This is a genomic window from Pseudomonas sp. ASL3 (genome assembly GCF_056680425.1).
In genome coordinates this window covers 1,162,477-1,184,130 of sequence record NZ_CM155281.1, presented here as the reverse complement: position 1 = coordinate 1,184,130, position 21,654 = coordinate 1,162,477, and the positions used below count along the sequence as shown (strand labels likewise).

The window sequence follows — 21,654 nt, the reverse complement described above, 5'->3', positions numbered from 1 at the left end:
AAACAAACGACAAAGCCGAAGTGTCGCCACTTCGGCTTTGTCGTTTGAGCAGTCAGCGGTGAAGTCAATCCATCAACCGCGACGGGCATCCAGGCTGAAACGGCCAGCACCGAAGGCGATCACTTGCAGCAGACCACCGGCCATGGCGATGTTTTTGAAGAAGTGGATGAACTGATTCTGGTCAGCCAGGTTGTGGTGGAAGGCAAACGCGGTGACGACGGTGAACAACGCCATGATCGCGGCAACTGTTTTGGTGCGGTAGCCGAGGACCAAGGCAATACCGCCGCCGACTTCAACCAGAATCGCCAGGCCCAGCGCCACGGCCGGAAGTGGCAGGCCGACCGACTGGATGTAGCCGATCATCATCGCCGGAGCGGTGATTTTCGAGAAACCCGAGAGCAGGAAGATGGCGGCAATGAAAATCCGGCCAACCAATGCCAGGCTGGCATGGGTGGTCGATGCGTCGGAAACGTTCTGGTTCGAGGTTGAAACGGCGGATTGCGACATGGGATTTATCACCTGATTAAGTCAGCGAAACCGACATGGCTTGCTGCGATGGGTAGATTCTGGCATCTCCGCAGATGACGCAATAGCCGACTAATTTCGACATTTATGTTCTATTTTTTCGAACGTACGGTATTAGCCTCAACCAGCCACTGGTAAAGTGCCGCAATAGGTTCGAGGAAATAGACATGAGTTCTGATCCAGGTACACCGACCCTTGACCAACTGCGGGTATTTCTGACTGTAGTCGAAGTTGGCAGTTTCGCCGGGGCGGCGCGAAAACTACACCGGGCGACCTCGGTGATCAGCTATTCCATCGCCAACCTGGAGTCGCAACTGGGCGTGCAGCTTTTCGACCGCAAAACCACGCGCAAACCTCAGCTCACCATCGCCGGGCGCACCGTGCTGATCGAAGCGCGCACCGTATTCAGCGGCATCGACGGCTTGCGCGCCAAGGTCAAGGGTTTGGTGCATGGCCTGGAAGCCGAAGTCCATCTGGCGCTGGATGTGATGCTGCCCGCCTCCCGGGTGGTGGATGCGCTCAAAGCCTTTTCTAGCGAATTCCCGACGGTGTCGCTGCACCTGAGGATTGAGGCGCTGGGGGCAGTCACCCAGCTTGTGCTGGAGAGGGCATCGACCCTTGGCGTCAGCGGCCTATTGCATGCGGATATCGGCGGCATCGAACGCATCGGCATTGGCGGTCTCACCCTGATACCGGTCGCGGCCCCCGACCATCCCCTGGCCCTCGGCAACCCGAATCCGCCTGGCGCAGCGCGTGAGCATGTGCAATTGGTGCTCACGGATCGTTCACCGCTGACTCAAGACAAGGAGTTCGCCGTAGTCAGCCCGCGCACCTGGCGTCTGGCCGATCTGGGCGCCAAGCACATGCTGCTTCGTGAAGGCATCGGTTGGGGCAATATGCCGACGCACATGATCGAGGAAGACCTCGCCACCGGCCGACTGGTGCAGCTCGACCTGCCCGAATCCAGGGGCAACCCCTACAGCTTCGACGTGATCTACCGAACCGATACACCACCCGGTCCGGCCGCTCGTTGGTTGATCGAGCGGTTTATCCGGCAGGTGAGCTGAAGATTGCGGCCGCTCACAAATCCCCAAGGAGCTGGCTTACAACTACGCGTCCCGCTGCGATCAGTTTGATGCGGTGTGTCACCCATTAGCCGGCCCAGCGCAAGACTCAAAACAATCCCGCCCTGCTTTTTAAGCGGACGGGGCAAGCCCCGAAAAAAAACCCTGTCTCTCAATGAGCGACAAGGCTTTTTTTAATCGACTTGCTGTGAAGATTGGCTATGCCAATGTCACCGCTATTACATCGCCGTACGGAAAATTTCCTCGATCTCGTCCTGGCTGGCCGTACGCGGGTTGGTAAAGCCGCAGGCATCCTTCATGGCGTTAGCAGCCAGGGTCGGGATGTCGTCAACCTTGACGCCCAGTTCTTCCAGGCCGCGCGGAATGCCAACATCCGAAGACAGTTTGCGAATGGCGGCAATGGCCGCAGCGGCGCCTTTTTCCGCATCCAGGTGCTGGGTGTCGATGCCCATGGCGGTGGCGACGTCTTTGAGCCGGGCCGGGCAGATGCTGGCGTTGAAGCTTTCGACATGCGGCAGCAGGATCGCGTTGCAGACGCCGTGTGGCAGGTCGTAGAAGCCACCCAGTTGATGCGCCATGGCGTGGACATAGCCCAGCGAAGCGTTGTTGAAGGCCATGCCGGCAAGAAATTGCGCGTAGGCCATATTTTCCCGAGCGTTCATGTCGCCACCGTTGGCAACGGCGTTGCGCAGGTTGGCCGAAATCAATTCCACGGCCTTGAGTGCGCAGGCATCGGTGATCGGCGTCGCCGCAGTGGACACGTAGGCCTCGATAGCGTGGGTCAGTGCGTCCATGCCGGTGGCGGCGGTCAGACCTTTGGGCATGGCCGCCATCAGCGAAGGATCGTTGACCGACAACAGTGGGGTGACGTTGCGGTCGACGATAGCCATTTTCACATGACGGACCTCGTCGGTGATGATGCAGAAGCGCGTCATTTCACTCGCCGTGCCAGCGGTCGTATTGATCGCGATCAGCGGCATTTGTGGTTTGGCGGACTGATCCACCCCTTCGTATTCGCTGATGTGACCGCCGTTGGCGGCACACAGAGCAATACCCTTGGCGCAGTCATGAGGTGAACCACCGCCCAGGGAAATAATGAAATCACAGTCACTGCGATTGAGCAGCTCAAGGCCTTTCTCGACGTTACTGACCGTCGGATTGGGTTTGGCACCGTCAAAGAGCGTGGAGTTGATGTCCTGCTCGGCCAGAAGCTTGGCCACCTTGTCAGCCACGCCGGCTTTGGCCAAGCCTGCGTCAGTGACGATCAAGGCTTTACGGAAACCATATTTGCGGATGGCGACCATCGCTTCGTCAAGACTGCCAATGCCCATCATGTTCACAGATGGAATAAAGAACGTGCTGCTCATGATAAATCCTCTTTTATTCTGGACACTTCAGCTCAGCGTGGAGGGAGGCTTCTGTTCATATTTAGAATTGCTGAGGCTTGTATGGCCATCGCAACCGGGATCGGTTGACTATGGGATTTAGCCTAAAGCAACGACGCCAAACCTAAATGGTCCTTTAGGTTTTACTGGCACCGCCTTTAGTAGTAGGGAGGGAAACGTTGCAAGCGCCTGGTTTGTTAAAAAAGAGACAGATTTATTCAGAGAAATTAAATCTGTCCCTTTTTGCTCAGCTGTTTTTTCGGGCGAAGACTATTGCTTGCTGATCGCCGCCGCCATGAGCGGAGCTAACTGCTCATCGGTCAGCGCTGGGTAAACCTCCATATTGAGAAGGTCATTCCAGTCGAGCACCCATTTTTGTATCAGCGTGAGATCAGTGGCCTCTGCGATACCAAAGCCGGCCGAGCGTCCGACGGCATGCCAGCGTCCCAGCATGGTCACACCTGCGGGTGCAACTGCGCCTGTTTTGAGAAAACGCTCGATTGCGCTATTACGATGTTCGGGACTGATTGACCAATGGACAATGAATAACATCTGCCACCTCCTGATTGGCACCTGCTCTTCTCTTCGCGCACCAGGCTGGCACCGCGGCCACGGCCACGCGTCTGTTCCCTACCCGTAATATTGCGGGCCTGGAACGACTTCTCCAATGGGAAGGAATAGCAGTCTGCCGAACCCTGCGTATGACCGCTGATCCTCTTTCCTTGCATCTGCATTCGCGTAAGCAATGGAGGCATAAATAGCTGAACGTATTGCGTCGTCACCTATCAAACGAACCATGCGGATATAAAAAAGGGAAGAAACCACATGTTCAAAAAAATCGTTCGCGCGTTGGGCCCCGGATTGATCACTGGCGCGTCGGATGATGATCCTAGCGGCATTGGTACCTACTCACAGATGGGGGCCCAGTTTGGGTTCGGCATGCTGTGGACCATGGTGTTCTCATACCCGCTAATGGTGTCCATCCAGGTGATCTGCGCCAACATTGGCCGCGTCACAGGCCATGGGGTGGCCGGCAATCTGCAACGGCATTACCCCCGTTGGCTGCTGTATCCGATCGTTGCATTACTGCTGATCGCCAACACCATCAATATTGGTGCGGATCTGGGTGCCATGGGCGCAGCACTTCACCTGCTACTGGGTGGCCAGATCGGCGTGTACACCGCTGCATTCGGCATCTTCTCCGCCGCACTTCAGGTCTTCATACCTTACCATCGGTATGTCCAGGTGTTGAAATGGCTGACGCTGGCGCTCTTCGCTTATGTCGCAACGATCTGGGTCATTCAGATTCCCTGGGGACAGGTCGCCCGTGAGACGTTATTGCCTGCGTTTTCCCTCAAATCAAGCTACATCACCGCAGTGGTCGCTATATTTGGTACCACGATCAGTCCGTATCTATTTTTCTGGCAAGCGTCACAGGAAGTCGAGGACGAAGAAGGCGCATCTGATCAACATGCACTTAAACAAGCACCGGCTGAAGCGCCGAAGCAACTAGCCCGTATCAAGTTGGACACGCTGATAGGGATGGGTGCATCCAATTTAGTTGGCTTTTTCATCATACTGACCACCGCCGTGACACTTCATACCCATGGGATCAATGATATCGACAGCGCGGCCAAGGCCGCCGAGGCATTGCGCCCGATTGCGGGCAACTTCGCATTCACCCTGTTCGCGGCGGGAATTATTGGCACAGGGTTACTTGCCATCCCCGTACTCGCCGGTAGTGCCGCGTATGGTTTGGGTGAAGCCTTCCGATGGACTACGGGTCTAGAACATACGCCGCAAGAGGCACGCGGATTTTACGCAGTGATAGTGATCGCAACCCTGGCCGGTATTGCGATGAATTTTCTGCACATCAATCCAATAAAAGCCCTTTTCTGGACTGCTGTGATCAACGGCGTGATCGCTGTGCCTATTCTTGTGGTCATCATGCTGATGGCTGTACGCCCGAAAATCATGGGGCAGTTTGTTATCTCAAGAAGGCTGCGATGGGTAGGTTGGCTCACGACCGGCGTCATGGGCGTCTGCGTAATCGCGATGTTCGTCACCTGGCCTGCCTGACCCGGGCCCTGAGCATCTCCGTAGCGCACACATCATGTAAGTGGTCGCAGTCTCTGCGACACATTAAATAGTCCCCACTAACTACCGTCCAACTTTCATCGCAAAAATCTATTCTCCTTTAGTTTAATACATTGGCACTCCTGACAGACGGACCGCCACTGCTCTGCTGTAGTGACAGCAACAGAGCAACACTAAATTTAATTTCATGTATGAAACAAGGAAGTCGTCATGCAACTGTCACAGGGTTGATTCTTAATGCGCGTCAACAGCTTGCAGCGTACCAGGCGCTGTCGCTCTGCCGCTGAAGTTCCGATCCATTGCGCCGGGCCGGAAACTCAGTCAGCAGGTTGAATACCCCTGTAAACGAGACCCATGATGACCCATAAATTAATCAGGCCTGTAGTCGGTGCCTTGCTGGGCGGAGTGATGTTGTCTGCTCAAGCGGACTTTATCGACGACAGCCATGCCGACCTGACGCTCCTCAATCGCTATCTCAACCAGCAGGGTCGGGATGTCGTCGGCAGCAGTAGCAAAGCCAAGAGCTACCGCGACTGGGGGCAGGGCTTTCAATTCAACTTTAAGTCCGGCTACACCGAAGGCGCCGTTGGCTTTGGGCTGGATCTGGAGGCTTTTTATGGCCTCAAGCTCGACTCCGGCGGTGATCTGAACAATAGCTCTCACCAGAGCCGCTATCCGGGCAGCATGTTCCCGCTGGATGACGGAAAGTCCGCTAACGATTTCAGCGTCCTGAGCCCTACCTTCAAGATGCGCTTTCTCAAGGATGAGCTGCGTATAGGCACGCTCTATCAAAACAACCCGATGCTGGCCAACACCGATGGGCGTCTGTACCACCAGACCAATACCGGGGTGCAACTGGTTTCCAAGGATGTGTCGGACTTCACCTTTACCGCGGGTGACATCATCCGGACGAAAATCCGCAATGAGACCAACGACAGTGACATGACCACAGGCGGCGGGGCGAAGCTCAGCGACCGCTTCCTCTATGGCGGTGCCGATTACACGGGCCTGGCCGATACCACCCTGAGCCTGTGGTACTCCAATCTGCAGGATTACTATCAGCAGGCCTTCATCGGCGCCAAGCACACCAGCTCGTTGCCGGTCGGTAGCCTGCTCAGTGATTTTCGTGCCTATCGCAGCCTGGGCGTGGGCGGCAACGCAGAGGGGGACAGCGACTTTGCAGCCAGTGGTTCCTTCGATAATGGTCTGAACAAAGGGCGGATCAATCAGTCGACCATCAGTTTGATGGAAAGCTATAGCCTCGACGGCCATACCCTGGGTCTGGGCGCCCAGAAGAACACCGGGGAAAGCGACTTTCCCTACCTGGACTCAGGCCTGAACAGCGGTGCCGATCGCCAGGGACCGGGGGCCGGCGCTGATACCCCGGCGTTGACCAACCTGCAATTGAACAAATTCCAGCACGCCGGTGAGCGCACCTGGCTTGCGCAGTACAAATACGATTTCGGCCAGTTGGGCATCAACGGATTGGGCTTCGCGGCCACGTATGCCCACGGTGATCAGATCAGGGTGGCCAAGGGGGGTAATAGCGAATGGGAGCGCGACCTGGCGTTGAGTTACGTCGTGCCTGAGGGGAAATTGAAAGGGCTGGGTGTCACCTGGAAGAACGCCCAAGCCAATCCGAGTCTTACCGGGCAGACCCAGCAGGATGAGAATCGCCTGTATGTGAGTTATATCGTACCGTTGTGGTAGTACTCGGTCGGGCATGAACGGTGCCGGCATGAAGTAATCACGCATACCCACGTCCCGCGTGGGTATGCGCCCTTCAAAGGGCAAAGAGGAATTCGTCGAATACAAATCCCATGGGCTTTACCCCATACTCAGCGAAGCGATGAGCTACGAGCGAGCTCGACATCTTGATCGCCCCCTGAGTCCAGCCCCATGGATCCGTGCACGTGAAGATATTCTGATGCTGCCTTCCCCACTTAAAAGTCATGCCAGTCCCGGACTGCGGCACACCCAGAAATGGCGAGGACGCATTGGTCTTAGCCTGGTGGCTGGCCTCTCGGTATTAGCCGGAATGACGGATGCTATTGGCTTCATGGCAACCGGGGATTTCGTCTCCTTCATGAGCGGCAACACGACCCGCCTGGCCGTCGCCATCAGCAGCGGCGACCTGGGACTCACACTGCGGCTGCTTATCCTCGTTGCCACCTTTATCGCCGGCAACGCGGTGGGAGTCGTCGTAAGCCGAATGAGTGGTCGACGCGCCCTCCCCTTGCTGCTGTCCGTCGCCGCACTGCTTTGCGTCGCTGCGACTTGGCCGCTTGATGCTCAGTTGCCCGCGCTGTTGGGGGCTATAACTGCGATGGGCATGCTCAACGCAGCCGTTGAACAGGTGAACGGCTTTCCCGTCGGGCTCACTTACGTGACCGGTGCCCTCTCACGGTTTGGCAGAGGACTGGGCCGATGGATGCTTGGGGAACGAAGGAATGGATGGCGGGTTCAGTTGATCCCCTGGACCGGTATGCTTGCCGGGGCGGTGATCGGTGCCCTGCTTGAACAGCATCTGGGCCTGAAAGCCTTACTGGCCAGCGGCTTGTTTTCTGCGATTCTCGGGTTTGCCTCACTGAAGATCCCCCGCCGCTGGCAACTGGCTTACATGCCTAAATAAAGGCGTTAGCCAGGCGGAAATGGCCGGGATGGATGGCTTCATCACTGCCGAGTGTTACAGTCGGCATTTTCAGGATGAGGAAACATCATGCGGATGTTGATAGGTGCCATGACCTTGGGGTTGCTGGCTGGGTGCATGACGCAGGGCATGACTGAGGCCAGATCCGGAGCCCCTTACAAAACGTTTTCATCCCAGAAACAAGACCAACTCGTTGCCCAATGCATTCAATTCGCCTGGCAGGATGAATCAGTCTTTGGCGTCGACGCTGCTGCGTATATACAGCCGGGCAGCAAGGGCGGGTTCACGGTCCACACAAGGGATTCGGAATATTTCGTCGATGTGCTGAGCAGTGCGTCCGGCACGACGGTGAGTTACTACACCGCATTGAGTAATTCGATTGCCGAACGCAGGCTTGCCGCGCTGGCGACCTGTCTCTAAAAAAGATGACGGCGCCGCCAAAAACATCGCGGCCTTAATTTTTATCTGGAAGTCAAATGACCCCTAACGCAGAACTCTACAATCCCTCCACCGAATATGCCGACAAACTGGTCACGCGCATCGGACAGACACCCGCATGGATTGCAAAGCGCATCGGTGTCACTGACCGACGCATTCGCTACATCCTTGATGGCTCACGAACCGTCAAAGGGGTCACCAGCCCTATCCAGATGACCTATACCGAGCAGTTTGCCCTTGAGTGCCTTGCGGCAGAAGCCAGCGCCAAAAAGAAATAGCTTTCTGGCTGCAACAGGGAACAGACCAAGATAGGGGACGCGGCTGACTGTCGACGCTTAGGTCGACAGTTGATTGGCAAATTGTCCCACGGCGCTCACGACTCGCTGAGCACCATCCTGAATCTCGACAATCACCGTCCCCGCCTCGGATGCCAGTGCCAGGCCTTCTTCGGCCTGGAGTTTGCCACCACTCATGAGCGCCACGGCATCGCGCGCCATGTCCTGGTTTTGGCGCACAACGCCAACGATCTCTTCCGTCGCCTTGCTGGTTCGCGAAGCCAGCTGCCGGACTTCGTCCGCCACCACCGCAAAGCCGCGGCCTTGCTCACCCGCCCGAGCTGCCTCGATCGCCGCGTTGAGCGCCAGCAAGTTGGTTTGCTCGGCAATGCCGCTGATGGTTTTTACGATCGAACCAATCACCTGCGACTGTGCATTCAGGGCTTCGATACCCTCGCCGGCCTGCTGCATGTGCTTGGCCAGATTGCGCATGACGTCCACCGCCTGAGTGACCACGGCGGTACCTCGCTGGGCGCTGCTGTCGGTCTGCTGCGATGTGCTGTAGGCAATGTTGGCCGCCTCGGCGACTGCCTGCTCCTGATTGACCTGGTCGGTAATCACGGTCGCGAACTTGACCACTTTGTAGAGCTTTTCGTTGGCGTCGAGCACCGGGCTATAGGAGGCCTCCAGCCAGACAACCCGGCCGTGGCTATCGACCCGCTTGAAACGGCCGGCAATGAACTCGCCAGCGTTCAATCGTACCCAGAACGCCTGATACTCCGGGCTGCTGTAATCCCCCGGTTCGCAGAAGAGTCGGTGATGTTTGCCTTTGATCTGCTCGAGGCTATAGCCCATCGCATTGAGGAAACGGTCGTTGGCACTCAGCACGTCACCGTTCAGGTTGAACTCGATGACCGCAGTCGAGCGCAATAGCGCACCGATCAGGTTTTCGTGTTCGCGGGAGGTCTCGATGGTTCGAGTCAAGTTGTCGGAGTAGATCGAAAACCGCAGCACTTGGCCATTCGACCCGCGAATCGGCTGCAGGATCGAACGCAGCCACGCTTCGCGTCCATCGCCTCTTAACAATCGAAGCGCACCGCTGAAATGCTCGCCACGCGTCAGAGCGCTTTTAAACCGCTGCTGAAACTCATTGTTTTTGAGGTAACCCGGCACGAACTCTTCGATGTGACGCCCGAGCAATGCGCTGCTTTGATAGTGCATCTCCTGGAGGAAGTTCTGATTGACCGATTCGATCCTTCCATCACGGTCAAGGGTGAAGGAGAGCATTTCCCTTTCCAGGCTATCCCTCACCTGCTGGAGGCTGGACAGTTCTTCGCGAAGAGCGGACAGCTCCTGCTTCAAGCTTTTGTTGAACATGATGGCACCGATGAGCAGTGAAATAGCGGCGTTATGCCATTGCCATCGGCCATACCCATCTTTTCTGAAGCGCTCTGGCGGCCAGTCCAGTAAATAAATTTCAGCCACTCCATGTTCACCCACAGCAGTCGGGCCAGAGCGGCTCGTGCCTGAAATTCGAACAACTCGATGTGACACATATATTTTTATAAATTTGATTTGTGAAATAAAACGTGTCAATCATAGATACAACGAAATCACCAAGACCGACCCACCTCGCCTCGACAACCCAAACGCCCCATCCAAGGAGTCAATAAGATGAACAAGATCAAACTTCTAGGCGCCCTGGCGCTCTGCGCCTCCAGCATCCTGGCCCACGCGGACGAAGATACCCTGCGTATCGGTATCGAATCCGCCTACCCACCCTTTGCCTTCAAGACCCCGGAAGGCAACATCAGCGGTTTCGACTACGACATCGGCAATGCCCTGTGTGAACAGATGAAGATCAAATGCCAATGGGTCGAACAGGAATTCGACGGCCTGATCCCATCGCTCAAAGTGCACAAGATCGATGCTGTGCTGTCGTCGATGTCGATCACCGAAGACCGCCTGAAGTCCGTCGACTTCAGCAAGAAGTACTATCAAACCCCTGGCAAGTTTGCGATGAAGGCCGGCAGCGTGATCCACGATCCGCTGGTGGATCTCAAAGGCAAGAAAGTCGGCGTGCAACGCGCTTCCACGTACGACCGCTTCGCCACCGATCAGCTCGAGAAAGCCGGGATCGAGGTGGTGCGTTATGCCGCGCAGAATGAAGCCTTCCTTGACCTTGCCTCTGGTCGCCTGGATGCCACCCTGGCAGACATCGTCAACACCAACGAAAGCTTTATCAAAACGCCTTTGGGCAAAGATTTCGCACTGGTAGGCCCGGATATCAACGACCCGAAATATTTCGGCAGGGGCGCCGGGATTGCCGTGCGCAAAGGCGATAGCGAGAACGCTGCGCGCTTCAACGCCGCCATCGATGCGATCCGGGACAATGGCAAGTATCAGGCCGTGCAGGCCAAGTACTTCGCATTCGATATCTACGGCAAGTAAACCGCCTTTGCGTAACGCTGGCGCCTCTTGATCCGAGGCGCCTCTTTTTCGTTGTCCGGTGCGCCTTCCGGCGCATCGCGTGAGGAACTTCATCATGCTCCACGGCTACGGATCGACCATCCTCGATGGCGCCTGGCTCACCCTGCACCTGGCCCTGACGTCCATGGCACTGGCCATCGCTCTCGGCCTTATCGGTGCAGCATTTCGTCTGTCGCCGCTGAAGTGGCTGGCGCTGCTGGGCGAAGGTTACACAACGCTTATTCGCGGCATCCCTGACCTGGTGTTGATCCTGCTGATTTTCTACGGCGGCCAGGATCTGGTGAACCGCATTGCACCGCTGGTTGGCTACACCCACTACATCGATATCAATCCATTTATCGCCGGTGTCTGCACCATGGGGTTTATCTTCGGCGCCTATCTCTCGGAAACCTTTCGCGGCGCCTTTATGGCGATCCCCAAGGGTCAGGGCGAAGCCGGTGCGGCCTATGGCATGAAAGGCCTGCAGGTGTTCTGGCGGATCCTGGTGCCGCAGATGATTCGTTTCGCCATTCCCGGGTTCACCAACAATTGGCTGGTGTTGATCAAATCCACCGCACTGATCTCGGTGATCGGCCTGCAAGACATGATGTTCAAGGCCAAGAACGCAGCGGATGCAACCCGTGAGCCCTTTACCTTTTTCCTCGCGGTCGCGGGGCTTTATCTGGTGCTGACCAGCCTGTCGTTGCTGGCTCTGCGTTACCTGGAAAAGCACTACTCGGTCGGCATCAAAGCCGCCGATCTGTGAACACGGGAGCGAATGTATGATCTTTGACTACAACGTAATCTGGGCAAGCCTGCCGATGTATCTTGGCGGTGCCTTGCTGACCCTGAAGGTGCTTCTGATCTCCCTGGCATGCGGCCTGATGTTGGCGATTCCTTTGGCGCTGATGCGGGTCTCCAGGTCGCCCCTGCTGAGCTTCCCGGCCTGGCTTTACACCTATGTGATACGCGGCACGCCCATGCTGGTGCAATTGTTCCTCATCTATTACGGCCTGGCGCAGTTCGAAGCCGTGCGTGAAAGCGCACTCTGGCCCTATTTATCCAGCGCGACCTTTTGTGCTTGCCTGGCTTTTGCGATCAATACCAGTGCCTACAGTGCGGAACTCCTCGCCGGCAGCCTGAAGGCCACGGCCCATGGCGAGATCGAAGCGGCCAAGGCCATGGGCATGTCTCGCGTCACCCTGTACCGCCGCATTCTCCTGCCCTCGGCCTTGCGCCGTGCGCTGCCGCAGTACAGCAATGAAGTGCTCATGATGCTGCAGACCACCAGCCTGGTGTCCATCGTCACCCTGGTCGACATCACCGGGGCTGCACGCACGATCAGCGCGCGATTCTATATGCCGTTCGAGGCTTTCATCACCGCGGGCGTCATCTATCTGGTCCTCACCTTCATTCTGGTGCGTCTGTTCAAGCGGGCCGAGCGCCACTGGCTGGCGTATCTGGCACCCCGCAAGCATTAAGGAAATCCTATGAAGCAGATTCAATACCTCCTGCCCTGGAGTGCCATGGGTACCGAACGACACTTGTCGCTGTTTCGTTTTGGCAGTGGGTCACGCAAGGCTTATATCCAGGCCTCGTTGCATGCCGACGAGTTGCCGGGCATGCGCGTCGCGGTCGAACTCAAGCGCCGCCTGCTGGAACTGGAAGAGCAAGGCCGCCTGAGCGGGGTCATCGAGCTGGTGCCAGTGGCCAATCCGATCGGGCTTGCGCAAATGTTCCAGGCCACCCATCAGGGCCGCTTCGAGTTCTCAAGCGGGCAGAACTTCAACCGCGATTTCCCGGTGCTCGCCGAAGCTGTGGCGCCCTATGTGAAAGGTCAACTGGGCGAAGATGCGAGCGCCAATATCGCGCTCATTCGCCGCGCCATGGGCGATGCCCTCGCAGCCCTGCCCGCCCCCGGATCGGAACTCGATGGCCTGCGCCGCCTGCTGTTGCAGCACGCCTGCGATGCCGATGTGGTCCTGGACCTGCACTGTGACTTCGAGTCGATCATGCTGCTCTACGCCCTGCCGCAAAACTGGCCGCGCCTGCGTTCATTGGCCGCTCGCCTGGGTGCCGGCGCGGCACTGCTGGCCGAGGATGCGGGCGGCAATGCCTTCGATGAAGCCTGCGCGATGCCTTGGCTGCAGCTGGCCGAACGCTTCCCTGAAGCCAATATTCCGCTGGCCTGCCTGGCCACCACGATTGAGCTGCGCGGCATGGCCGACACCGGGCGCGAGCAATGCATTGAGAGCGCCAACGACATTCTCGGTTTTCTGGCCGACCAGGGCCTGATCAGCGGTGACTGGCCCGCTGCTCCGCCGACCTGCTGTGAAGCCACGCCGTTCGCCGGAGCACAGTACGCCTATGCACCCCACCCTGGCGTGGTGAGTTTTCTGCAACCGCTGGGGGCTCAGGTCAAGGTCGGTGATCCGCTGTTCGAGGTGATCGACCCACTGACCGATCGTCACAGCGTGGTGCAGGCCAGCACCGACGGCATCCTCTATGCCCGTGAACGCCTGCGCTTTGCCCAGCCCGGTTTATGGCTGGCCAAGGTGGCCGGTAGTACCCCTATTCGCCAAGGTCGCTTGCTCAGCGACTGATTCAGAGAACGACAACCATGTACAAACTTGAAATCCAGGATCTACACAAGCGTTACGGTACTCACGAAGTGCTCAAGGGCGTGTCCCTGGAGGCGAAAGCCGGTGACGTGATCAGCATCATCGGCTCCAGTGGCTCGGGCAAAAGCACCTTCCTGCGCTGCATCAACCTGCTGGAGCAACCCAACGAAGGCCGGATTCTGCTCAATGGCGAACAGCTCAAGCTAGCGGCCAACAAACTCGGGGGGCTCAAGGCCGCCGATCCCAAGCAGTTGCAGCGCATGCGCTCACGCCTGGCGATGGTGTTCCAGCACTTCAATCTGTGGGCACACATGAGCGCCCTTGAAAACGTCATGGAAGCCCCGGTGCATGTCCTGGGCATGAGCAAGAAAGACGCCCAGGACAAGGCCGAGCACTACTTGAACAAGGTCGGTGTCGCGCACCGCAAGGATGCCTATCCGGCGCACATGTCCGGCGGCGAGCAGCAACGTGTGGCAATTGCCCGCGCGCTGGCCATGGAGCCGGAAGTGATGCTGTTCGACGAGCCGACTTCGGCACTCGACCCGGAGCTGGTAGGCGAAGTACTTAAAGTCATGCAGGACCTTGCCCAGGAAGGCCGCACCATGGTGGTAGTGACCCATGAAATGGGTTTTGCGCGCGAGGTGTCCAACCAGTTGGTGTTCATCCACCAAGGTCGGGTCGAAGAACGCGGCAACCCGCGTGAAGTGCTGATCAAACCACAGTCCGAGCGCCTCCAGCAGTTCCTTGCCGGAAGCTTGAAATAACCCCTCACACCGGCCGTTGACGAACACGCCAACGGTCGGCTTCGGATACACTTCAGCCCACCTTTTGCCAGGGCAGCAGGCACACCCCCTCCTCTACCCATCAGAAAATGTTGAGCCGGATATGCCTACCCCATCGAAAAACACGACTGTCTATGCAGCACCGGTGATGCGCAAGCTGGCGGAAATCGTCTCCGATTTGCAGCCATCACTGCGCAAGGTGGCGGACTTTATCCTGCGTCATCCGCTGAGGGCCGCCACCTTGACCATCGAGGAACTGGCCCAGGAAACGTCCACCTCGCCAGCGGCCGTCAATCGCTTGGCCAAGGCCATGAACCTGGGTGGTTACACTGGCATGAAGGCCGAGTTGGTGGCCACCTTGCAGCAAATGGTTTCCCCGGTCGACAAACTGCGTAACGAGCTGGCGCATCGCCCCGGTGGCGCGTTTGGCCTGCATGAACAAATCCAGATTGCCACCAGCAACCTCGGTACCGCCGGCACCAACAACCATGCCGATACCTTTGAAGCCTTCGTCACGTGCCTGACCAAAGCGCGCAAGATTTATATCCTGGGCTTTGGCAACAGTGCCTACCTGGCCGGCCTGGCCGCCTCGACGCTCATGCCCTTCTGTGCCGACGCCACGGCTATCAGCATGGAGGGCGGCAACGAAAACGCCGCTTATCGCCTGGCGGCGATCACCGATCAGGACATATTGCTGGCCATCTCGCTACCGCGGTACTCGCTCGACACCCTGCAACTTGCGCGATTCGCCAATGAGCGTGGCGCCACGGTGCTGGCGATCACCGACTCCCCCGCGTCCCCCCTGACCAACATTGCCAAACACGTGCTGTTCGCCCCCGCCGACCACCCGGTATTGACCAGCTCCAATATCGCAGTCCTCGCGTTGATCGAAGGATTGGTCGCCGGGGTGATGGCGCGCAATAAAGAAGCGGTAAAACTGGCGACCGAACTCACTGAAAGCGTGATGGCTTACCTGCACATGCCAGCCAGCCATAAACCCGCGAAAAAGTGAGCTCGACTTCATTGATTTGCTATTGGCGCCCTCGACACATCACCGAAAATATCCTGCAACAGGAAGTAATTGCGGAAGGCGTCGCGCACGTTGTCGCGCAACAGCGTGTTGTCCCACGGCTTGGTATAGAAGCGATAAATCGCACCACGATTCATTGCCTCCATGATTGATTCCAGGTCGGTGTATCCAGACAATATCCGGAATGCATCGGGATACAGTTCCTTGACCCGGTCGAGGAACACCGCACCGTTCATGATGGGCAAGCGCTGGTTGCACAGGACGACCTGCACCTGATTGAGTGCCAGCAAATCAAAACCCTCGGCGGCCGACCGTGCCGCCAAAATATGGTAGCCATCCTGGCGCAGCAAGCGTTGCAAGGAGGCCAATGCCTGGGGTTCATTGTCTACCAACAGCAATGTCTTGTGCGGCATATGCGGAGAGCCAGCAGGTAGCAGCAAATGCTGTTCATCACGTAGCATTTTCTCCACGTGTGCCAACGGCAGCGGCGGGCTGAAATAGAAACCCTGGATGTAGTCGCAATGGTGGCATCGCAAGTACATCATTTGTGCAGCCGACTCGACGCCTTCCGCGATCACATCGAGCTTCAAGCTATGGGCCATGTGGATGATGGCCAGCACAATGGCCGCATCGTCAGGGCTGGTCGTCAACTCACGGATGAAGGCGATGTCGATTTTCAGTTTATCGATAGGGAAACGGCGCAAATACGCCAGGCTGGAATAGCCGGTTCCGAAATCATCGATGGAAATCTGCACGCCTCGACTCTTCAGATTGCGCAAGCTGCCGATCGTGCGCTCGGTGTTCGCCATCAACGAGGTCTCTGTCAGTTCCAGCTCCAGCAGATCAGCCGAGATACCGTTGTCGTCGAGCGCTCTGATAACGTCCCCTTCCAGGTCACCTTCAACGAATTGGCGCCCGGACACGTTCACCGATACTTGTACCGCGCCGATCGTGGAGTGGAGCCATAAGCCTATTTGCTTGCAGACCGTAGCAATGACCCAACTGCCCACGCGCACGATTAACCCGGTCTCCTCCAATAGCGGGATGAATTCATTCGGCGGCACCATCCCGTGTTCTGGCCGTTGCCAGCGCAGCAGCGCTTCGAAACCGACTATGCGGCCACTACTGAGTTGCACCTTGGGCTGGTAGTACAAAACGAACTCTTCATTCTCAACAGCCTTGCGCAAGGCCGTTTCCAGGTTGAGTCGGGCCAGCACGTCGGCATTCATTTGCGCCGTAAAGAAACGGTAGGTGTCACGTCCAGCATGCTTGGCCCGGTACATCGCCGTATCCGCATACTTGATCAAGGTGTCGGGGTCGGAGGCGTCCTCGGGATGGATCGTGATGCCGATACTGGCAGTCATGCTGACCTCGTGGCCCTGCAGCTGGAAGGGCGCGCGCAGTACCTCGCGGATCTTCTTGGCGACCGGCACGGCGCCTTGCTGCCCCTCCTGCATCACCAGAATCAGGGCAAACTCGTCGCCGCCCAGGCGCCCGATGGTATCGCGGATGCGCACGCACTGGATCAGCCGATCGCTGAACTGGACCAGCAACTCATCGCCGATTGCGTGGCCTAGCGTGTCGTTGACGTTCTTGAAGTGATCCAGGTCGATGAACAGGACGGCAATCACCCATCCATTGTCGTCTGCCATTGCCAAAGTCTTCTTCAGCGTCTCATAGAACAGCGTGCGGTTCGGCAGGCCGGTGAGCGCATCGTGATGCGCTTGATGCTGCAGACGTTTCTCCGCTTCCTTGCGCTCGGTAATGTCGCGCACCACGGCGACAATGATCCAGTCCATACCAGAGAGCAGAGCCTGGTGATGCACTTCTACCTGCACATAGGTGCCATCTTTGCGCCGCAACTGGGCTTGAGTCAGCTCCTTGCTGGCGAGGCTTTCGATGATGCCATCGTACAAGCTCTCCAACTGCTCCGGCTTAGCATCCAACTCCGCCGGCCCGATCATGAACATTTCCGCTCGCGTGTAGCCGAGCATATCGCAGGCTGTCGCATTGACTTCGACATAGCGCATTGTGGTGCGGCTGACCAACAGGATTGCGTCAGCGGTGGCGTCCATCGCCGTCCGGAAGCGCCGCAAGTCAACCGTGCGCGCCAGCACCAGTTGTTCCAGGTTGGAGCTATGGTTCTGCAGATCGCCAAATGCTTTCAAACGCAACAGATTGCGCACTCTCAGCCATAATTCGGCGCGGTCGACAGGTTTCGTCAAAAAGTCTTCCGCCCCCGCGTTGAGGCAGGCCAGTCGAGCACTGCGTTCTATGTGTGCAGTCACTATGATGATCGGAATATTCGAGGTGGCCGGGTTGGCCTTCAGAATGCTGGCTACCTGGCAGCCGTCGATGCCCGGCATCATGATGTCGAGCAAAATCAAGTCCGGTGCGCACTGTGAGATCGATGCCAGCGCCTCTTCGCCACTGGCGGCGGTGGAGGTGAGATAACCTTCGGGCCGCAGCAGCACCGCCAGCAGCCTGCGATTTTGCGCTTCATCATCGACAATCAGGATGGTCGGAGCGACAGCAGCACTCATGAGAATTCCCCATTGAGCAAAAGCGCATCGATTGCCGCGTACAAATCCTGGTAACGCAATGGTTTGGCAATATAGGCGTCGCACCCGGCTATCTTGCTCTTCTCCTCATCCTCCTTCATTGCCATCGCGGTCAGCGCAATGACGGGGATGGCAGCAGTGGCAGGATCTTGTTTCAGCAGGGCCGTCGCCGCCAACCCGTCCATGCCAGGTAGCTGGATATCCATCAGGATCAGATCGGGCAAATCGGTACGCGCCGTGGTCAAACCGGTCTCGGCATCAGCGGCACACAACACCGTATGACCGGCGTTGCGTAACAACAGGGATGCCAGCTTCATGTTCGCTGCGTTGTCTTCTACGACTAATACTTTGGCCATATGACGCCTTCCCTAGTGTGGCAGCAACGCGCGCCGGACCTCGGCAATGAATCGGACCTGGTTGAACCCGGCCTTCTCGACAATGTGGACAAGCTGATCCGAACTGCTGCCGAGCACCCCCCGGTCCTGTGCCGAGACTTGCTTGGCTGTCACGACCAGGATGGGGATGCACGCCGTATCGGAATTGAGCCGCAGTGCTTCCACCACATCAAAACCGTTCACGCCCGGCATCATCAAATCGAGCAAGATCAAATCCGGGCGAACGCGCTGTGCCAGCGTGATCGCTTCGGTGCCGCCATACGCGCGCACCACCACATAGGCAGGCGCCGGCAAGAACCCGGCAATCACCTCGACGGCCTTGGGATCGTCGTCCACGACCAGTACCGTGCGGGTGTGCTCGGGCGCCGGATGCAGGCCCAGGTTGCCCAGCGAGACTCTCAGCTGGGCGCGGCTGAGGGGCTTTTGCAGGACGGCGGCGGCGCCACCGGCGAGTGCCAGATTGGTGTCGGCGACAATGACCACCGGCACCTGGGCCAGTGTGCTGTTTTCGCGTATGAGCTGGAGAAACTCCCAACCGTCGATACCGGGCAAACGAATATCGAGGGTGATCAAGCTGAGTGTTTGCTGTGGTGCCATCAGCAAGGCGGCCTCGGCACTGGCAGCACGCAAGACAGTAAACCCCTCGGCTTCGAGCAGCAGGCGCGCCAGATCGGCGGCCTGGTCGTTGTCCTCGACGACCAGGGCCAGACGTTCGCTCGGTCCGGCGCTTGCCAGGACCGCAGGACCGGCGTTGCGCTGCGCAGCACGCGTTCCTTGTGCCGGAGTACGCAGCGGCAACCAGGCAGCGAAACGCGAGCCTTCGCCCTCAAGGCTGGCCACCGCCACCGCCCCACCTTGCAGCTCGGCCAGTTGCCTGACCATCGCCAGGCCGAGACCGGTGCCCTCGAATTTGCGCGCGAGGCTGCTGTCGATCTGGCTGAACGCCTGGAACAGTTTCGCCATATTGTCCTGGGAAATGCCGATGCCGCTGTCGCTGACGCAGATCTCCAGAAAGTCGTTATATTCGTTGTCGGCCAGGGGGAAGCTGTGCACGGGCCAGGCGCCCACCAGCGTGCCAACGACACTGCGTGGAACCCGTCGCGCCCGCAAGATCACCGGGCCGCCGTTGGCGCTGAATTTGACGGCATTGCTCAGCAGGTTGTAGACGATCTGCTTGGTCTTGCGCATGTCCAACTGGGGCACGCCCAAGTCTTCCTCGATCTGCAGTTCAAGCGCAATATGCTGGGCCGCCGCCTTTTCCCGTACGATCGTCAGGCTGTTGGACAGCAGGCTATTCAAGTCGACCGCCTCCAGCTCAAGCGCCATCATGCCGGCTTCAACCTTCGATAGATCCAGAATGTCGTTGATCAGCGAGAGCAGGTGCTGGCCGCTGGTGAAAATATCGTCGATGTATTCGTGTTGGAGCTCCGTGGTCTGGCCCATCAAGCCATCTTTGAGCGCTTCGGAAAAACCGATGATCGCGTTGAGCGGCGTACGCAATTCGTGCGACATGGTGGCCAGGAACTCCGATTTCATCCGGCTGGCGCGTTCAAGCTCGATGTTCTTGTCTTCCAGCGTGTGTTCGAAACGTTTGCGCTCTGTGACGTCGCGCGCCGCCGCGAATACGCCTTGCAGCGTACGGTCGCGGTCGTGGAAGATCGCGGCGTTATAGGACACCACCGTTTCGTCCCCGTTCTGGGCGCGCACAGTCAGTTCGTAGTTACTCACCTTGTTTTCGGTCAGCACGCGTTTGATAGCGGCGTCGGCCCGTACCGGATCGGTAAAAAAGTTCTTGCAGGGCGCGCCGATCAGTTCATCGCGGGTACGCCCTGTGAGCGCCATCATCTGTTGGTTCACGTCCGAGATGATGCCCTGCGGGTCGGTCATCATGAGCGCGTCGATATTCGATTCGATCAGCGAGCGGGTGTAGAACTGCTGGTCGCGCAAGCGCTGGTCGAGCAGCGCCTGGGCTGCCTCGACTTGCTTGCGCGCCGTGTTGTCAGTGCCGATCAACAAATAACCGATGATGTCGTCATAGGCATCGCGTAGCGCAGTGACCGATACGATGGCGGGGAACCGGCTGCCATCCTTGCGGACATAAGTCAGCTCGTATATGTCCTCAATGCCGCGCGAGGCCTTGAACACCAGCGCCTCAAAGCCTGGTGTGATGGGCGTATCCAGTTCCAGACTCAGGGCCTGAGCGCGTGCAATCACTTCCTGAGGATCGGAAATGTCGGCCGGTGTGATCTTGTTCATCACTTCGACGGCCGTGTAGCCCAGCATGCGCTCGGCGCCGACATTGAAAATCTGGATCACACCTTTCGCGTCCGTGGCGATGCTCGAAAAATTGGCGCTGTTGAAGATCGCTCTCTGCAGAGCGCCCGCCTTGAGCAGCGCCTCTTCCGCGTGCTTGCGCGCAGTGTTATCGGTGCCTATCAGCAAATAGCCGATGATCGCGTTTTGATCGTCGCGCAACGCCGTGACGGACACGACGGCGGGAAAGCGGCTGCCGTCCTTGCGAAAGTAAGTCAGCTCGTAGATGTCCTCGATCCCGCGCGAGGCCTTGAACACCAGCGCCTCAAAGCCGGGATTAATGACGGTATCGAGCTCCACGCTGAGCGCTTTGGCGCGTGCGATCACCTCCTGTGGATCGGAAATGTCGGCCGGTGTGATCTTGTTCATCACTTCGGCAGCCGTGTAGCCCAGCATCCGTTCGGCGCCGACGTTGAAAATCTGGATCACACCCTTGGCGTCCGTGGCAATGCTCGAAAAATTGGCGCTATTGAAGATCGCGCTCTGCAGCGCGCCCGCCTTGAGCAGCGCCTCTTCCGCTTGCTTGCGCGCAGTGTTGTCGGTGCCGATCAGCAGATAGCCAATGATGGAATTGTGATCATCACGCAGTGCCGTGACGGACACCACCGCCGGGAAGCGGCTGCCATCCTTGCGGATATAGGTCAGCTCGTAAATGTCTTCGATCCCGCGCGAAGCTTTGAATACCAAGGCCTCGAAACCTGGGGTAATCGGTGTACCCAGTTCCAGGCTCATGGCGGCCGCCCGGGCGATCATTTCTTGCGGATCCGAGATGTCAGCCGGCGTGATCCGGTTAAACACATCGAGCGCCGTATAGCCCAACATGCGCTCGGCACCGACATTGAAGATCTGGATCACACCTTTTTCATCCGTGGCGATACTGGAGAAATAGGCACTGTTGAAAATGGCGTCCCGCAAGGCACCCGTCTTCAGCAAATTTTCCTGGCGCCTAAACTCAGTGTTGCCATCAAGCCGATCATGAGAACCACTGCCAAAACCGGTCGTATGCATTGTTGCGTCCATGCGAATGT

General features: G+C 57.9%; 17 protein-coding genes and 6 pseudogenes. 12 read left to right on the top strand and 11 right to left on the bottom strand.

Features of this window, described 5'->3' with window-relative positions:
* Positions 1-72: 72 nt before the first annotated feature.
* Complete coding sequence (locus AC1MEE_RS05340; RefSeq protein WP_480414273.1) at positions 73-507, bottom strand: DoxX family protein; 435 nt, start codon at positions 505-507, stop codon at positions 73-75.
* 185 nt (positions 508-692) lie between these two features.
* Between AC1MEE_RS05340 and AC1MEE_RS05335 the strand changes: the two genes are divergently transcribed.
* Complete coding sequence (locus AC1MEE_RS05335; RefSeq protein WP_480414271.1) at positions 693-1,592, top strand: LysR family transcriptional regulator; 900 nt, start codon at positions 693-695, stop codon at positions 1,590-1,592.
* 236 nt (positions 1,593-1,828) lie between these two features.
* Here AC1MEE_RS05335 and yiaY read toward each other — a convergent pair whose 3' ends face one another.
* Complete coding sequence (gene yiaY / locus AC1MEE_RS05330; protein ID WP_480414269.1) at positions 1,829-2,977, bottom strand: L-threonine dehydrogenase; 1,149 nt, start codon at positions 2,975-2,977, stop codon at positions 1,829-1,831.
* 288 nt (positions 2,978-3,265) lie between these two features.
* Positions 3,266-3,547 carry a DUF3303 domain-containing protein gene (locus AC1MEE_RS05325; RefSeq protein WP_480414267.1) on the bottom strand — a complete coding sequence of 94 codons (282 nt, stop codon included), beginning with the start codon at positions 3,545-3,547 and terminating at the stop codon, positions 3,266-3,268.
* Between the two features lie 273 nt (positions 3,548-3,820).
* On the opposite strand from AC1MEE_RS05325, the gene AC1MEE_RS05320 reads away from it, so the two are divergent.
* The 5 genes from AC1MEE_RS05320 (at position 3,821) to AC1MEE_RS05300 (ending at position 8,458) form a co-directional block, all read left to right on the top strand.
* The gene (locus AC1MEE_RS05320) at positions 3,821-5,074 is read left to right on the top strand and encodes an NRAMP family divalent metal transporter (protein WP_480414265.1); all 1,254 of its coding nucleotides are present in this window, start codon (positions 3,821-3,823) and stop codon (positions 5,072-5,074) included.
* A 375-nt stretch (positions 5,075-5,449) separates the two neighbouring features.
* Positions 5,450-6,802 (top strand): OprD family outer membrane porin, encoded by a 1,353-nt coding sequence (locus AC1MEE_RS05315; RefSeq protein ID WP_480414263.1) that lies wholly within the window; start codon positions 5,450-5,452, stop codon positions 6,800-6,802.
* 217 nt (positions 6,803-7,019) lie between these two features.
* Positions 7,020-7,724: a YoaK family protein gene (locus AC1MEE_RS05310; protein WP_480414260.1), complete on the top strand. Its 705-nt coding sequence runs from the start codon at positions 7,020-7,022 to the stop codon at positions 7,722-7,724.
* An 87-nt stretch (positions 7,725-7,811) separates the two neighbouring features.
* Complete coding sequence (locus tag AC1MEE_RS05305; protein WP_480414259.1) at positions 7,812-8,162, top strand: hypothetical protein; 351 nt, start codon at positions 7,812-7,814, stop codon at positions 8,160-8,162.
* 56 nt (positions 8,163-8,218) lie between these two features.
* Positions 8,219-8,458 (top strand): hypothetical protein, encoded by a 240-nt coding sequence (locus AC1MEE_RS05300; RefSeq protein ID WP_480414257.1) that lies wholly within the window; start codon positions 8,219-8,221, stop codon positions 8,456-8,458.
* Between the two features lie 57 nt (positions 8,459-8,515).
* Here the strand turns inward: AC1MEE_RS05300 and AC1MEE_RS05295 are convergent.
* Both AC1MEE_RS05295 and AC1MEE_RS05290 read right to left on the bottom strand, forming a co-directional pair.
* Positions 8,516-8,953: pseudogene (locus tag AC1MEE_RS05295) on the bottom strand (methyl-accepting chemotaxis protein); the annotation flags it as partial.
* A 102-nt stretch (positions 8,954-9,055) separates the two neighbouring features.
* Positions 9,056-9,742: pseudogene (locus tag AC1MEE_RS05290) on the bottom strand (PAS domain-containing protein); the annotation flags it as partial.
* Between the two features lie 387 nt (positions 9,743-10,129).
* Here AC1MEE_RS05290 and AC1MEE_RS05285 point away from each other — a divergent pair.
* The 6 genes from AC1MEE_RS05285 (at position 10,130) to AC1MEE_RS05260 (ending at position 15,339) form a co-directional block, all read left to right on the top strand.
* Entirely contained in the window at positions 10,130-10,906 is a 777-nt protein-coding gene (locus AC1MEE_RS05285) for an ABC transporter substrate-binding protein (protein WP_480414255.1), read from the top strand.
* A gap of 94 nt (positions 10,907-11,000) precedes the next feature.
* The gene (locus AC1MEE_RS05280) at positions 11,001-11,690 is read left to right on the top strand and encodes an ABC transporter permease (RefSeq protein ID WP_480414254.1); all 690 of its coding nucleotides are present in this window, start codon (positions 11,001-11,003) and stop codon (positions 11,688-11,690) included.
* A gap of 16 nt (positions 11,691-11,706) precedes the next feature.
* Complete coding sequence (locus AC1MEE_RS05275) at positions 11,707-12,405, top strand: ABC transporter permease (protein ID WP_480414252.1); 699 nt, start codon at positions 11,707-11,709, stop codon at positions 12,403-12,405.
* Positions 12,406-12,414: 9 nt separating this feature from the next.
* The gene (locus AC1MEE_RS05270) at positions 12,415-13,527 is read left to right on the top strand and encodes a succinylglutamate desuccinylase/aspartoacylase family protein (protein WP_480414250.1); all 1,113 of its coding nucleotides are present in this window, start codon (positions 12,415-12,417) and stop codon (positions 13,525-13,527) included.
* A gap of 17 nt (positions 13,528-13,544) precedes the next feature.
* Positions 13,545-14,309, top strand: a complete 765-nt coding sequence (locus AC1MEE_RS05265) for an ABC transporter ATP-binding protein (RefSeq protein WP_480414248.1) — start codon at positions 13,545-13,547, stop codon at positions 14,307-14,309.
* A gap of 121 nt (positions 14,310-14,430) precedes the next feature.
* Positions 14,431-15,339: a MurR/RpiR family transcriptional regulator gene (locus tag AC1MEE_RS05260; RefSeq protein WP_480414246.1), complete on the top strand. Its 909-nt coding sequence runs from the start codon at positions 14,431-14,433 to the stop codon at positions 15,337-15,339.
* Between the two features lie 8 nt (positions 15,340-15,347).
* Here AC1MEE_RS05260 and AC1MEE_RS05255 read toward each other — a convergent pair whose 3' ends face one another.
* The 6 genes and pseudogenes from AC1MEE_RS05255 to AC1MEE_RS05230 form a co-directional block, all read right to left on the bottom strand.
* Positions 15,348-15,770 (bottom strand): response regulator, encoded by a 423-nt coding sequence (locus AC1MEE_RS05255; RefSeq protein ID WP_480416157.1) that lies wholly within the window; start codon positions 15,768-15,770, stop codon positions 15,348-15,350.
* Between the two features lie 42 nt (positions 15,771-15,812).
* Positions 15,813-17,900, bottom strand: a pseudogene (locus AC1MEE_RS05250) (putative bifunctional diguanylate cyclase/phosphodiesterase); the annotation flags it as partial.
* Positions 17,897-18,274: a response regulator gene (locus AC1MEE_RS05245; protein ID WP_480414245.1), complete on the bottom strand. Its 378-nt coding sequence runs from the start codon at positions 18,272-18,274 to the stop codon at positions 17,897-17,899. The gene AC1MEE_RS05245 and the pseudogene AC1MEE_RS05250, both read right to left, overlap by 4 nt.
* A 12-nt stretch (positions 18,275-18,286) precedes the next feature.
* A pseudogene (locus tag AC1MEE_RS05240) lies at positions 18,287-19,003 on the bottom strand (response regulator); the annotation flags it as partial.
* Between the two features lie 87 nt (positions 19,004-19,090).
* Positions 19,091-20,716: pseudogene (locus AC1MEE_RS05235) on the bottom strand (PAS domain-containing sensor histidine kinase); the annotation flags it as partial.
* Positions 20,714-21,634 (bottom strand): annotated as a pseudogene (locus AC1MEE_RS05230) (PAS domain-containing protein); the annotation flags it as partial. The pseudogenes AC1MEE_RS05230 and AC1MEE_RS05235, both read right to left, overlap by 3 nt.
* Between the last annotated feature and the right edge of the window lie 20 nt (positions 21,635-21,654).

Excerpts from the sequence above, each read along its gene's own strand:
- AC1MEE_RS05340 (WP_480414273.1), bottom strand. The coding sequence starts at position 507 with ATGTCGCAATCCGCCGTTTCAACCTCGAACCAGAACGTTTCCGACGCA.
- AC1MEE_RS05335 (WP_480414271.1), top strand. The coding sequence starts at position 693 with ATGAGTTCTGATCCAGGTACACCGACCCTTGACCAACTGCGGGTATTT.
- yiaY (WP_480414269.1), bottom strand. The coding sequence starts at position 2,977 with ATGAGCAGCACGTTCTTTATTCCATCTGTGAACATGATGGGCATTGGC.
- AC1MEE_RS05325 (WP_480414267.1), bottom strand. The coding sequence starts at position 3,547 with ATGTTATTCATTGTCCATTGGTCAATCAGTCCCGAACATCGTAATAGC.
- AC1MEE_RS05320 (WP_480414265.1), top strand. The coding sequence starts at position 3,821 with ATGTTCAAAAAAATCGTTCGCGCGTTGGGCCCCGGATTGATCACTGGC.
- AC1MEE_RS05315 (WP_480414263.1), top strand. The coding sequence starts at position 5,450 with ATGACCCATAAATTAATCAGGCCTGTAGTCGGTGCCTTGCTGGGCGGA.
- AC1MEE_RS05310 (WP_480414260.1), top strand. The coding sequence starts at position 7,020 with ATGCTGCCTTCCCCACTTAAAAGTCATGCCAGTCCCGGACTGCGGCAC.
- AC1MEE_RS05305 (WP_480414259.1), top strand. The coding sequence starts at position 7,812 with ATGCGGATGTTGATAGGTGCCATGACCTTGGGGTTGCTGGCTGGGTGC.
- AC1MEE_RS05300 (WP_480414257.1), top strand. The coding sequence starts at position 8,219 with ATGACCCCTAACGCAGAACTCTACAATCCCTCCACCGAATATGCCGAC.
- AC1MEE_RS05285 (WP_480414255.1), top strand. The coding sequence starts at position 10,130 with ATGAACAAGATCAAACTTCTAGGCGCCCTGGCGCTCTGCGCCTCCAGC.
- AC1MEE_RS05280 (WP_480414254.1), top strand. The coding sequence starts at position 11,001 with ATGCTCCACGGCTACGGATCGACCATCCTCGATGGCGCCTGGCTCACC.
- AC1MEE_RS05275 (WP_480414252.1), top strand. The coding sequence starts at position 11,707 with ATGATCTTTGACTACAACGTAATCTGGGCAAGCCTGCCGATGTATCTT.
- AC1MEE_RS05270 (WP_480414250.1), top strand. The coding sequence starts at position 12,415 with ATGAAGCAGATTCAATACCTCCTGCCCTGGAGTGCCATGGGTACCGAA.
- AC1MEE_RS05265 (WP_480414248.1), top strand. The coding sequence starts at position 13,545 with ATGTACAAACTTGAAATCCAGGATCTACACAAGCGTTACGGTACTCAC.
- AC1MEE_RS05260 (WP_480414246.1), top strand. The coding sequence starts at position 14,431 with ATGCCTACCCCATCGAAAAACACGACTGTCTATGCAGCACCGGTGATG.
- AC1MEE_RS05255 (WP_480416157.1), bottom strand. The coding sequence starts at position 15,770 with ATGCCGCACAAGACATTGCTGTTGGTAGACAATGAACCCCAGGCATTG.
- AC1MEE_RS05245 (WP_480414245.1), bottom strand. The coding sequence starts at position 18,274 with ATGGCCAAAGTATTAGTCGTAGAAGACAACGCAGCGAACATGAAGCTG.